Source organism: Streptomyces sp. YKOK-I1, from assembly GCF_054660435.1.
Map to the genome: position 1 here is coordinate 1,654,216 of NZ_BAAGDR010000001.1, position 11,869 is coordinate 1,666,084.

10 protein-coding genes are annotated in these 11,869 nt (G+C 71.0%); 1 reads left to right on the forward strand and 9 read right to left on the reverse strand.

What is annotated here, in order from left to right; all coding sequences use genetic code 11:
• Positions 1–45: 45 nt before the first annotated feature.
• From ACYQ8Q_RS06760 to ACYQ8Q_RS06795, 8 genes are all read right to left on the reverse strand, one after another.
• The gene (locus tag ACYQ8Q_RS06760; RefSeq protein WP_460062769.1) at positions 46–2,370 is read right to left on the reverse strand and encodes a discoidin domain-containing protein; all 2,325 of its coding nucleotides are present in this window, start codon (positions 2,368–2,370) and stop codon (positions 46–48) included.
• Positions 2,367–3,401 carry a peptidylprolyl isomerase gene (locus ACYQ8Q_RS06765; RefSeq protein ID WP_460062770.1) on the reverse strand — a complete coding sequence of 345 codons (1,035 nt, stop codon included), beginning with the start codon at positions 3,399–3,401 and terminating at the stop codon, positions 2,367–2,369. Before ACYQ8Q_RS06765 ends, ACYQ8Q_RS06760 begins: the two co-directional genes overlap by 4 nt.
• The gene (locus ACYQ8Q_RS06770; protein WP_460062772.1) at positions 3,398–4,798 is read right to left on the reverse strand and encodes an alpha-L-fucosidase; all 1,401 of its coding nucleotides are present in this window, start codon (positions 4,796–4,798) and stop codon (positions 3,398–3,400) included. The genes ACYQ8Q_RS06765 and ACYQ8Q_RS06770 overlap by 4 nt, the downstream gene beginning before the upstream one ends.
• Entirely contained in the window at positions 4,795–4,983 is a 189-nt protein-coding gene (locus ACYQ8Q_RS06775) for a DUF6903 family protein (RefSeq protein ID WP_460062773.1), read from the reverse strand. Before ACYQ8Q_RS06775 ends, ACYQ8Q_RS06770 begins: the two co-directional genes overlap by 4 nt.
• Before the next feature lie 37 nt (positions 4,984–5,020).
• Positions 5,021–5,899 carry a carbohydrate ABC transporter permease gene (locus ACYQ8Q_RS06780; protein WP_460062775.1) on the reverse strand — a complete coding sequence of 293 codons (879 nt, stop codon included), beginning with the start codon at positions 5,897–5,899 and terminating at the stop codon, positions 5,021–5,023.
• A 10-nt stretch (positions 5,900–5,909) separates the two neighbouring features.
• Positions 5,910–6,887, reverse strand: a complete 978-nt coding sequence (locus ACYQ8Q_RS06785) for a carbohydrate ABC transporter permease (protein WP_460062776.1) — start codon at positions 6,885–6,887, stop codon at positions 5,910–5,912.
• A 4-nt stretch (positions 6,888–6,891) separates the two neighbouring features.
• Positions 6,892–8,217, reverse strand: a complete 1,326-nt coding sequence (locus tag ACYQ8Q_RS06790) for a carbohydrate ABC transporter substrate-binding protein (RefSeq protein ID WP_460062777.1) — start codon at positions 8,215–8,217, stop codon at positions 6,892–6,894.
• Between the two features lie 100 nt (positions 8,218–8,317).
• Positions 8,318–9,337 (reverse strand): LacI family DNA-binding transcriptional regulator, encoded by a 1,020-nt coding sequence (locus tag ACYQ8Q_RS06795; RefSeq protein ID WP_460062778.1) that lies wholly within the window; start codon positions 9,335–9,337, stop codon positions 8,318–8,320.
• Positions 9,338–9,383: 46 nt separating this feature from the next.
• Between ACYQ8Q_RS06795 and ACYQ8Q_RS06800 the strand changes: the two genes are divergently transcribed.
• Entirely contained in the window at positions 9,384–11,246 is a 1,863-nt protein-coding gene (locus ACYQ8Q_RS06800) for a glycoside hydrolase family 35 protein (RefSeq protein WP_460062779.1), read from the forward strand.
• Between the two features lie 51 nt (positions 11,247–11,297).
• Here ACYQ8Q_RS06800 and ACYQ8Q_RS06805 read toward each other — a convergent pair whose 3' ends face one another.
• On the reverse strand, positions 11,298–11,828 hold the full coding sequence (locus ACYQ8Q_RS06805) for an SsgA family sporulation/cell division regulator (protein WP_460062780.1): 531 nt from the start codon (positions 11,826–11,828) through the stop codon (positions 11,298–11,300).
• Positions 11,829–11,869 lie beyond the last annotated feature (41 nt).

Sequence of the window (11,869 nt, forward strand, 5' to 3'; positions counted from 1 at the left end):
CGTGCCGGTGGGCGGGCGGGGTGCCGTCCGCCCACCGGTCGCGGGTCATCCGTCGTACACGGCGATCTCGGTCATCGTCGGGGTGTACTGCTCGGTGGCGATCTTCCCGGTGAGTGCCACCCGCAGCCGGGAGGTCGTGACGCTCCCGAAGCCGGTCACGGTGAGGTCATGGCCGATGCCGGTGTCCCGGCTCGCGAACGTCACCCAGGTCCCGGTGGCGGTGTCCCAGCGCTGCAACGCGAAGGTCCGCACCCTCGGATTGGTGCCGGAGTCGGTGTACTCGTCCAGATAGACCTGGTCGAAGGTGGTGGCGGTGCCGAAGTCGATGTCGAGGGTGACCGGGTAGGCCGCGTCGTCGGCCGCCGCCCAGCGAGTGGTGAGGCTGCCGTCGGTGAGCTTGTCCGCGGTGAGGGTGCCGTTCGCCCCGGGGTGGGTGGAGCTGGCGGTGACCGGTTTGCCGAGCGCGAGGTCGACGCGCTGGTCGGTCTCCTCCTCGACGGGGTCGTCGTCGACGGGGTTCTCCACCCGGGTGCCGACGGCTCGCTCGGCGATGCCGATGTCCGGGGCGGTGCCGTAGTAGAGGTGGGTGCCGAGGAAGTCCTCGGTGCCGAGGTGCGGGTTGTACCGGCCGGCGTCGATCAGCGGCGAGTCGTCGCGGAGCGCGAAGTGCGCCGCCGCCTCCCGGATCCGGTCCACGCCGAGGCCGGTGAGGTAGTCGTCGGGGTCGCCGTCGAAGCGCGGGTCGGCCCGCAGCCCTCGTGGGTCGGCGGGCTCCTGGGTGGAGTGGGTCCCGCCCGCCTCGTAGTAGTCGTTGTTCGAGAACACCGCCTGCCGCAGCGCACCCGTGCGCCGGTACCAGGGGGTCGCGGTCGTCGTCGAGGTGTTGTGGAAGACGTTGTTGAGGAAGTAGACACGGCTCAGGAACGTCTCGTCGTGGACGTAGTCGAGGTCCGCGCCGTCGTAGACGAAGGTGTTGTTGGTGAAGTACGTCGGTGAGTAGTTCGTCGACAGCATGTTCTTCACCAGGACGCCGTTGTCGTTGACGCTGAGGTTGTAACGGGCCACGGAGTTCGCGCTGTTGCCCATGTAGGCCATCCAGCCCGCCGCGTTGTCGTGCGAGTAGTTGAACTGGTACGTGACGTTGAAGTTGGTGTACTCGAGATCGAAGGGCGTGCCGTCGTACTCGTTGTCCGGGCCGCCGTAGACCTCGTTGTACTGCATCACCGAGTCGGCGCCCGCCCACAGGTACAGGGCGCAGGACACCGCGTCGTAGCGTTTCAGGAAGCCGTTGACCTCGTTGTACTCGACCGTCATGTTCTTGGTGTCGGCGAGCTGGATCGCGCCCTGGCCGATGCTCTCGGCGTAGTTGTGGCCGATGTACACGTCACGGCTGTAGAGGTCGCGGGTGCGGACCCACAACTGCTCCCAGCCCTCGTGCCACTTGCCGTTCTCGTCGTACTGCCCGGCGTCCGTGCCGTCGGCGGCGAACCAGTTGAACGCGAACTGGACGGCGTGCAGTTCGACGTTCTCGAAGGTGTTGTTCTCGATCCGGACGTCCTTGAAGTAGTAGCCGCCGGTGCCGTACTCCTTGTAGCTCTTGCTGCCGAAGACCTGGAAGTCGACCGCTCCGTAGTGGATTTTCTGCCAGGAGCTGGGGCCGTCCAGGTGGTGGACGTGGACGTTCGAGATCCGGAAGTGGTCCATGACGCTGTCCGCGCCGCTCGCCAGCAGATCGGCGTTGACGGAGACCATGATGCCGTCGCGGACGTACGTCCCCGAGGTGATGTCCGTGGCGAAGTCGTCGTCGTTGGACAGCTCGACGTTGTCGATGTCCCAGTACTGCTGGTTGCGCAGCACGATGGCGCCGGTCAGTCCGACCGTGGCCGGGTTCTTGGTGCCGTCGGACCTGAAGGGGCTGGGGACCTTGCCGTTGGTCGCGATGTAGGGGCGGCGGGCGTCGGGGTCGCCGTACGCCGAGATGGTGATCGGCTTGCCCGCGCTGCCGGAGCCCTTGGGCCACAGCTGCTGGTCCGGCCACTGCTCGCCGGCCTTGAGCAGGATGCGGTCGCCGGGGGCGAAGGTGGTCGCGGTGGCCTTGGCGAGGGTGCGCCAGGCGGTCGCCGGGGAGGTGCCGGCTGCGGTGTCGCGGCCGAGGGTGGCGTCGAGGTAGTAGTCCTTGCCGCCGGTGGTGTTGGGGCTGTTGCCGGGCCAGGCGGTCCGCAGGGCGGCGCGGGCGGGGGTGTCGTGGGGGGTGGTGGTGGCGTGGGCCGCCGGGACGAGCGCTCCGACGAGCAGGGCGGCGAGCAGGGCGACGAAGCCCGCGTACCGCGTCCGTGGGCGGCGGGGCGGTCCGGTGTCGACGGGTCTCATGACTGCACTTCCTCCGCGTTGATGGCGTCCACCGCCGAGGTGTCGACATCGATGTCGCTCCTGTCGACACGGCGCTGGAGGTACTGGTCGAACTTGTCCTCGACGAGCGAGAGACGGATCCGCCGGGAGTACGTGGCGAACGCCTTGTCCTCGTCGACCTTCTTGCCGTCGAGCTCGTAGTAGGTGATCTGTCCGGTGCCCTGGACGGGGGCCGAGATCCCGCCCGGCGCGAGCCTGCCGAGCACGGCCGCGAGGTCCTGGTCATGGGCGTTCAGGCCGCCCGAGGCGCCCGGCTCGTACGTTCCTGTCGTCAGCCGCGCGCCGGGGGCCGTGCCGGCGACGGCGGCGAGGCTCCCGGCCGTGCGCACCGTCCGGCGCAACGCCTCGGCGGTCGTCGGGCCGCCCACCGGCACGACGAGCCGGGAGTACGTGTAGGTGGTGGCGTCGGCGCTCCAGTCGTCGCGGTCGGCGTCGAAGGCGCGGCGGACCTCGGCGTCGGTGACCTTCAGGGGTGCGTCGGCGCCCTTGGCGAGCCGCTGTTCGAGGGCCGTGGTGAGGGCGGTGAGGCGGTGCGTGTAGTACTCCTCGGCGGTGAACCGCCCGACGCCGTACACGGTCCGGCCCGCCGCCATGGCCTGGGCCCGGGAGTCGTTCTCGTCGGCCAGGTCGGCGAGGAGGGCCCGGTGGTCGACGGAGTCGACGAGGCCCTGTTCCTTCGCCAGGACGAGGAGGGTCTTGTCGTGCCGGATCTCCTTCAGCGCCCGGTCCTCCAGCCACTGGAGCGCGCTCCGGCCGCCGGCCTCGGCGGTCCAGCTCGGGGTGCCCACCAGGCTGTAGCGGGTGCGCAGTTCGTTCTGCACGGTCGGCGCCAACCGACGCATGTGGAAGAGGAGTTCGTCCCGGGTCACCGGATGTCCGTCCACGGTGGCCACGTCGTCGGAGGGGTCGTGGCCGAGGGTGACGACCAAGGTGACCAGCAGCGCGGCGACGAGCGCGCAGGCGCCGGTGGTCCAGACGGCCAGGCGCTTCACGACGCCGCTCCGATCGCCGCGACCCGGTCGAGGACGGGCGTGTCCCGGCTCTCCGGTATCTCCACGGTCACCGCGTCCACCTCCACCGGCGCGAAGGGGAGAATGCGCCGGTGGCCGACCGCGTGCGCCTCGGCGAGGGTGGTCCAGCGGCCGTCCCGGTGCCGGCCCCGGACCACGAGGTGCTCGATGCGCTGGCCGTGGGCGATGTCCTCGCCCACGACGACCGCTTCGACATACCGGGGTCCCGTGAACGACAAGGTGGCGGCGGGGAGCGGATCCGCCGCGTCGGGCCGCCACCGGGGCGTGGGTCCGTCCGCCGTGCCGGACGACACGGTCATGGTCGCCTCGACGCGGCGGGCCTCGAAGTCGGCTATGCGCCGCCCGAGTTGTTCCAGAACGCGTACGTCGGCGTCCCGGAGCCGGCCGTCCCGGGCGGGCGGAACGTTCAGCAGGAAGCAGGAGTTGCCGCCGACGGTGCGGAGGTAGATGCCGAAGAGTTCAGCCGCGGAGCGGACTTGGGAGTCCTCGGCGGGGTGGTGGAACCAGCCGGGTCGGATCGAGGTGTTGACCTCGGCCGGGTACCAGACCAGGTCGTCCTCGTGTCCGGCGAGCGCGGCCCGGCTGCCGAGGTCACGGTCGTCGCTGCGGACCAGCCGGGCGAAGGTGCCGTCGTCGGCGTGCTGGGAGCGGTCGGCGGTGCGTTCGGCGTCCTGGAGGGCGCGCGGGACGACGCTCCACTCGTCGGGGCGGGTCTCGCCCGCCTCGTTGCCGCACCAGCGGACGTCCGGGCCGCACACGCTGATCACCGCGTCAGGCTGGAGTTCGCGGACGACCGCGTAGTACCGGTCCCAGTCGTAGAGCTGCCGTTTGCCGTTCGGGCCCTCGCCGTTGGCGCCGTCGAGCCAGACCGAGAACAACGGCCCGTAGCGGGTGAGGAGTTCGGTGAGCTGGGCGACATAGAAGTCGTCGTACGCGGTGCCGGAGCCGTAGCTGGCCTCGGTGCGGTCCCAGGGTGAGAGGTAGATCCCGAACCGCAGGCCGTGCCGGCGCGCCGCCCGCGCGACCTCCGCGACCACGTCGCCCTGTCCGCCGCGCCATGGGGAGGCGGCCACCGAGTAGCCGGTGACATCGCTCGGCCAGAGACAGAAGCCGTCGTGGTGCTTGCAGGTGAGGATGACGCCGGTCATCCCGGCGCTCCTGAGGGCCCGGATCCAGGAGTCGGCGTCTAGAGCGGAGGGGTCGAAGAGGGCCGGGTCGTCATGGCCCTCGCCCCACTCCCGGTCCGTCATCGTGTTCATCCCGAAGTGCAGGAAGCCGTAGAACTCCATGGCCTGCCAGGCGAGTTGGCGTGGGCTGGGCCGGACGGCGGCCAGTGCGCGGCCGGTCGGCCCGCTCATCGGAACCGCCGGTTGTAGACGGTGAGGAGGGTCAGCAGACCGGCCAGTCCGGCGAGCATCACCAGGAGATGGCCCCACCCGACGGTGGTACGGGCGGTGACCACGAGCGCGACACAGGCCGCCGCGACGAGCGTACGGGCGGCGACCAGGAGCGCCGTACGCATCGATTCCCTCATGTCGGTCATGTCGGTGTTCCTTCCGCTGGTGGCGCGCGGGCCGGGGTCAGCCCTTCACCCCGCCGGAGGCGATGCCCTCGACGAGACGGCGCTGGATGAGCGCGTAGACGAGGAGGACCGGCACGATGACGATGACCATGCCGGCGTAGAGGCGTCCGTAGTCGGCCGCCGCCTTCTGCGCGGTGAACAGATTGAGCAGGCCGACCTGGAGCGTCCTGTTGTCGCCCGGGAGCAGGGTGAGCGAGAGGATGAAGTCGTTCCAGTAGGCGAGGAAGTCGAACAGGATGACGGTGGTGACGGCCGGGCGGGCCATCGGGAGCATGATCCGGGTCATGATCCGCAGGCGGGAGGCGCCGTCCAGGGCGGCGGCCTCCTCGTACTCGACGGGGATCGACCGGAAGTAGGCGGTCAGCAGGTAGACGGTGAAGGGGATCGAGGTGGCGGCGTAGACGAGGGACAGGATCGCCGGGTTGTCGAGGAAGAAGCCGCCGGGGAAGACGTCGATCAGTGCGCGGTCCCAGTCCACGAGCATCAGGAAGATCGGTACGACGATGTAGTTGACGTTGACGAAGAGGCCGGCCATCAGCACGGTCTCGACGACCCGGCGGCCGCGGAACTCGTAGCGGGCGACGACGTACGCCGCCGGGACCGAGACGGCGAGGACGAGGACCAGGCCGAGCAGGGTGACGAGCACCGAGGTCAGGAAGTAGCGGCCCATGTGGGCGCCGAGGAACGCGTCGCCGTAGTTGCGCAGATGCAGGCTCTCCGGCAGGGTCCACGGGCTGCCGAAGAACTCGCTCTTCCGTTTGAGGGAGGCGAGCAGCACCCAGCCGACCGGCACCGCGACGGCGAGCGCGAGGGCGGCGACGAGGGCATGGGTGAGCAGCCGGGCGGCGCGGGGGCGGTGGGCGGCTGGCGTGGTCATGGGAAGGTCCTCAGAACTGGAGGGGCTCGCGGCGGGTCGCCCGGCTCACCAGGAGCGACACGAGGAACGAGAACGCGAAGACGACGACGCCGATCGCCATGCCGTAGCCGTACGACGAGTTCGTGTACGCCTGCTTGTACATGTAGTCGAGCAGCACCTCGGAGGAGCCGTCGGGGCCGCCGCCGGTCATCGCCCGGACGAGGACGAAGCTGAGGTTGACGGAGCTCATGATGAAGAAGGTCAGGGTGGTGCGCAGGCTCTGCCAGATCAGCGGCAGGGTGAGGTCGAAGAACTGGCGGACGGCGGAGGCCCCGTCGAGCGCGCTCGCCTCGTAGAGCTCCTCGGGGATGCTCGCCATGGCGGCCATGTAGAGGACCATGTAGTAGCCGAGCGACTGCCAGACCATGGCGATCGCGACGGAGTAGAGCACGATCTGCTGGTCGCCGAGCCAGATCTGCTGCCAGCTGTCCAGCGAGAGCAGCCGGAGGGTTCCGTTGAGCAGGCCGTTGTTCTGGTCGTAGACGGCGGAGAAGATCGCCGCGATCACGACCACCGAGAGCACGTTGGGGATGTAGAGGACGAACCGGTAGAGGCTCCGGCCGCGCAGCCGCTGCCGGGTCATGACGGCGGCGAGGAACAGGCCGGAGACCGTCGTCACGACGGTCACCACGACGAGCAGCGCGACCGTGTTCTGGAAGGCCCGCACGAACTGGTCGTCGTCCAGGAGGCGTTGGAAGTTGTCCCAGCCCACGAAGCGCTTCCGCGGGGAGAAGCCGCTCCAGGTGTAGAAGGACATCCGGAACACGTTCACGGTCGGGACCGCCATGAAGACCGTGAACAGGACCAGCGCGGGCAGCAGACAGGCCCAGACGAAGCCGGTGTTCCCGCGGCCCCGGGCCGCCGCCCGCCGGGGAGGTGCGGGCGGCGGGGTCCGCTTGCCCGGCGGGCGGTCGGTGGCGCCGGGTGGTGGGGTGGAGAGCGTGGTCACCGCGTCAGTCGCCCGCCGCGCGCAGTTTCTCGCTGGCCTCGTTCAGGGCGGCCTGCCACTTGTCCTCGGTGGTGTCGCCGCTGATGATGCTGTTCGCGGTGTCGAACAGGGTCGCCTTGATGTCGACGCCCTCGACGGGCGCGGTGCCGGCGAACCCGCCGACCAGCGCGGACACGTCCGGGTCCGCGTAGACCTGGTAGAAGGCGGCGTTCTCACCGGTCAGACTGCTCGCGATGCCCTCGATGGGCTGGACGGCGTTCGACTTGGCGAAGATCTTCGCGGCCTCGTCGGAGTAGAGGTAGGCGATGAAGTCCTTCGCCGCGTCCTTGTGCCGCGCCGCCGTCGGGATCCACACCGATTCGACCGAGGTGGTGATGTACCGCTTGCCGCCCGCCGTGACCGCCGGCAGCGGGGTCAGCGCCCACCGGAAGCCCTTCGTACGCGGCGCGTCCGCCATCTCCCCCACGATCCAGGTGCCGTTGGGCATGAACAGCGCCTTGTCGTCGAGGACGAGCTGCTGGTTCTTGGTGAAGTCCTGCTCGTTGGCGTACCCGACGGTGGCCGGCGCGGCATAGCCGAGCAGCCGGGTGGTGAGGTCGAGGGCCTTGCGGGCGTTCGCGGTCTTCCAGACGTCCTTCTTGTACGTCATGACGTCCTGGTAGAACTGCTCGCCGCCGATGTCGGCGAGGAGCGCGAAGAAGTACGAGTCGAGGTAGCCGGCCGTCGGGTACGTGAACAGGGGGATGCCCTGCTTCTTGGCGGTGTCGCCCAGGGCGAACATCTCGTCCCAGGTGGCCGGGACCTTCCAGCCCTTCTCCTGGAACAGGGCCTCGTTGTGGAAGAGGCCGGTCGGGGCGTAGTACATCGGCAGCAGATACGTCTTGTCGTCGCCGTAGGGGTTGGTGTTGAGGTTGCCGACGATGCCCTGGGTGAGCTTCTCGCCCACGGTCTTCGACTCGCCGGGGACCTTCTGCTTCAGGACCGGGGTGAGGTCCTGAAGGGCCTTGTCCTTGACGAGGGTCTCGGTGAGGGCGGCCTTGCGGCCCTGGCCGAGCACCACGACGTCCGGGTAGCGGCCCGCCTTCATACTGGGGGTGATCTCGTCCTCGATGCTCTTCGAGATCTTCAGCCGGACGTCGATGTCGGGGTGGGCGCTCTCGTACGCCGTGATGACCTGGGTGTACATGTCCCGGCCGTAGCCGCCTTCGAGGGCGGCGACCTCCAGGGTCGTCCTTCCGGAGTCCGTACCGCTCCCGTCCCCGGCCGAGCAGCCGGTGAGCAGTCCGAGCACCGTGATCGCGGCGCCCGCGAGGACGAGCGATCTCCTCATGGGGTCCTCCCTGTTACGGTGGCACCGATAACATGAGGCCATACGGTGGCATCGATCAGGGGGCGGCGCAAGGGGCCGAAGCGAGGCGGCTGCGTGTCCGTCAGGAGCGGCGCGGCGGTGCCGTGGAGGCGCGCACCGACAGCGACGCCGTGGCCGCCGGCTCCTCGGCGCCGGCCTCGTCGCCGCCCAGCAGCAGGGCGACGGCCGCGGCGCCGTAGCGGTAGAAGTCCTGGCGGACGGTCGTCAGGGGCGGGGCGCAGTAGGCGGCGAGGGCGATGTCGTCGACGCTGACGATGGACACGTCCTCGGGCACCGAGCGGCCGCGTTCGCGCAGGGCGCGGATGACGCCGAAGGCCATCTCGTCGCTGGCCACGAAGACCGCGGTCACCTCGGGGATCATGGCGACGACCTGTCCCAGCCGGTGCCCCGAGTCCGGTGACCAGTCGCCCTCCAGGGGCGGCGGCGCCTCGATACCGGCCTCGGCCAGGCACTCCTGCCAGCCCTGTCGGCGGCGGCGCGCCTCGATCCATTCGTCGGGGCCGGAGATGTGCCAGACCTGCCGGTGGCCCAGGTCGAGCAGATGCCGGGTGGCGACCCGGCCCGCCTCGCGCTGGTCGATGCCGAGCACCCGGGCGCCCGCCGTGCGCGAGCCGTCGAGGGTGACGGTCGGGATGTCGCGGGTGATGTCCTCCATCTTCGGCGTCACCGAGATGAGCGGGACGGCGATCACGAAGCCGTCCACGCCCTGGTCGGCGAGCCGGGCCAGGGCACGCTCCATGAGACCGGTGTCGAGCGCGGCGATGGTCGCGATGTTCACCGCGTACCCGGCCGCGCCCGCGGCGGCCTCGACCCCGGCGGTCACCGCCGAGCGCGAGTAGTAGCCGCCGGAGGCCAGCAGGACGAGCCCGAGGGTGTGACTGCGCCCGGAGGACAGCGCGCGGGCGGCGCTGTTGAACCGGTAGCCGGTCTGCTCCACGGCGGCCAGCACCCGCCGCCGGGTCTGCGGGTTGACGTTCGGCGAGCCGCGCAGCGCGCGGGAGACGGTCTGCGCCGACACCCCGGCGGTCCGGGCCACGTCGGCCATGCTCGGCTGCCTGGGCCGCGCGGTGCCCTCGCTCATGGCACTCCCTCCCGTGTTCTCACCGATCCTAGCGTTCTTGTTACGCATGGCATCGATAACATACGCTCGCCCGGTGACCGAGCCGAGCGTGACTCCCAGCTGTCCGGCCCACACCACGACCACGACCGACACGGCGAGCGCGGCCCTCACCTGGGACGGGGGCCGCCTGTACCGCTACGGCGTCCCCCATCGCGTCCTCTCCGGGTCGCTGCACTACTTCCGGGTCCATCCCGGGCTCTGGCGGGACCGGATCCGCCGGCTCGCCGACCTCGGGCTCAACACCGTCGACACCTATGTGCCGTGGAACTTCCACCAGCCCCGCGAGGACGAGGAGCCGCGCTTCGACGGCTGGCGGGACGTGGAGGGGTTCCTGCGCACGGTGGCCGAGGAGGGGCTCGACGCCGTGGTCCGGCCGGGCCCGTACATCTGCGCGGAGTGGTCCAACGGAGGGCTGCCGAGCTGGCTCACCGCCCGCGAGCCGGCCCTGCGCAGTGCGGATCCCGCGTTCCTCGCCCCCGTGGGCCGCTGGTTCGACCGGCTGATCCCGCGCCTCGCCGCGCTCCAGGCCTGCGCGGGCGGGCCGGTGGTGGCGGTGCAGGTGGAGAACGAGTTCGGCAGCTACGGCGACGACCACGCGTATCTGCGCCGGCTGCGGCGGGGGCTGACCGAACGGGGCGTGCGCGAGCTGCTGTTCACCGCCGACGGGCCCACCGACCTCATGCTGGACGGGGGCACCCTGCCCGGCACCCTGACGGCCGTCACCCTGGGCTCCCGGCCCGAGGCGGCCCGGCGTCTGCTCGCGGCCCGCCGCCCCGACGAGCCCTTCGTGGTCGCCGAGTTCTGGAACGGCTGGTTCGACCACTGGGACGGACGGCACCACGTCCGGGAGGTGGAGAGCGCGGTCGGCACCCTCCGGGGGATCCTCGCCGACGGCGGCAGCGTGAGCCTCTACATGGCGCACGGCGGCACCAACTTCGGGCTCTGGGCGGGCGCCAACGAGGAGGGGGGCCGGCTGCGGCCCGTGGTGACGAGCTACGACTCCGACGCGCCGATCGCCGAGGACGGCACGCTCACCGCCAAGTTCTTCGCGCTGCGCGAGGCGCTCGGCGCCCGTGGTCCCCTCCGCTCGGAGGTCCGGCCGCCCAGGCTCCCGGCGGCCCGGCTGCCGCTGGTCCACCGGGCGGACCTGCTGGCCGGGCTGCGGGCCGTGGCGGGCCCGGTCGGCACCGGTCCGCGTCCCGCCTCGTTCGAGCGGCTCGGACTGGACGCGGGCATGGTCCGGTACACCGCGCACCCCCGGATCCCGGCCGGTGAGCACCGGCTGGTCCTCCAGGACGTACGGGACCGGGCGCTGGTCCTCGTCGACGGCACCCTGCTCGGGGTGGCCGACCCCGGCTCCCCGGAGCTGCCGCTGCGCGGCACCGGTGCGGTCGTACGGCTGGACGTGCTGGTCGAGAACCTGGGGCGGGTGAACTACGGGCCCGGGATCGGCGGGCACAAGGGCCTGCTCGGTCCGGTCCTCGTCGACCGGCGTCTGGTCCAGGGCTGGGACAGCGTCCCGGTCGCCCTCCAGGAATGGACCTCCGCCGAGCTGGCCGACGCGGTCGCGGCCGGTCCCGCCCACACCCGGGCGGGGTTCGCCACGGCCGTGTTCTCCGTCGGCGCTCCCGCGGACACCTTCCTGGCGCTGCCGGGATCGAGCCGTGGTCTGGTCTGGGTGAACGGCTTCCTGCTCGGCCGCTACCGGGAGACCGGCCCCCAGCTGACCCTGTACTGCCCGGCCCCGCTGCTGCGGACGGGCGACAACACGGTCACCGTGCTGGAACTGGAACGCCTGGGCACGGCACTGGAGTTGCGGGAACAGGCGGAACTGGGGCCGCCCGAGGAGTACGTGGAGGAGTTCGACTGACCGGTGGCTCGCCGAGGCGCCTGCGGGCCACCCGCAGCCCCCGTGCCTTCGTCATATCGCCCATGACCGCTGCGCCGCCGGCGGCCGCCGGGACGCGCGCTGTGCCGCGATGGTGCTCACCGTGGCGACGGGGGACGCCTCGGCCGGTGGCGCGACCCGCTCACCGACCGTGGCCCAGCGGAGCAGGAAGCGCCGGATGGCCGAGGTCTCGAAGCGGATCAGGGCCGCGCCCTCCGAAGCGCGCAGCTCCAGGGTGGTGTGCACCGGTCCGTGCGGGCGGACCCGCACGCTGCCCCCGTCGGCCGGACCGTCCAGCCCCTGTTCCAGAAGGGCGCGCGCCACGACCCAGGTGACCTCCTCGCCGTCCAGGGCGGCGCAGGCGGGGAACACCAGCCGTACGGCGAGGGGGTCGTCGGAGGTGCAGCGGAGGCTGACCGGCACGGCCAGCTCCCGCTGGTCATGGGTGAGCAGGCAGGCGCCCATGGGCTGGTCGAGGCTGATGTACACGGCGGTCTCCGAAGGGGGCGGGGCGGCGGCAGGTTCCGCGGACTCACCCTGGAGAGCGAGGGGAGGCCGGGTCATTACGCCACTCCGGAGAACCGCGATATGAGGTGCGTCACAAG

What these genes read in the sequence shown, in the direction of transcription:
- ACYQ8Q_RS06760 (WP_460062769.1), bottom strand. Translation starts at nt 2,370, where the DNA reads ATGAGACCCGTCGACACCGGACCGCCCCGCCGCCCACGGACGCGGTAC.
- ACYQ8Q_RS06770 (WP_460062772.1), bottom strand. Translation starts at nt 4,798, where the DNA reads ATGAGCGGGCCGACCGGCCGCGCACTGGCCGCCGTCCGGCCCAGCCCA.
- ACYQ8Q_RS06775 (WP_460062773.1), bottom strand. Translation starts at nt 4,983, where the DNA reads ATGACCGACATGAGGGAATCGATGCGTACGGCGCTCCTGGTCGCCGCC.
- ACYQ8Q_RS06780 (WP_460062775.1), bottom strand. Translation starts at nt 5,899, where the DNA reads ATGACCACGCCAGCCGCCCACCGCCCCCGCGCCGCCCGGCTGCTCACC.
- ACYQ8Q_RS06790 (WP_460062777.1), bottom strand. Translation starts at nt 8,217, where the DNA reads ATGAGGAGATCGCTCGTCCTCGCGGGCGCCGCGATCACGGTGCTCGGA.
- ACYQ8Q_RS06795 (WP_460062778.1), bottom strand. Translation starts at nt 9,337, where the DNA reads ATGAGCGAGGGCACCGCGCGGCCCAGGCAGCCGAGCATGGCCGACGTG.
- ACYQ8Q_RS06800 (WP_460062779.1), top strand. Translation starts at nt 9,384, where the DNA reads ATGGCATCGATAACATACGCTCGCCCGGTGACCGAGCCGAGCGTGACT.
- ACYQ8Q_RS06805 (WP_460062780.1), bottom strand. Translation starts at nt 11,828, where the DNA reads ATGACCCGGCCTCCCCTCGCTCTCCAGGGTGAGTCCGCGGAACCTGCC.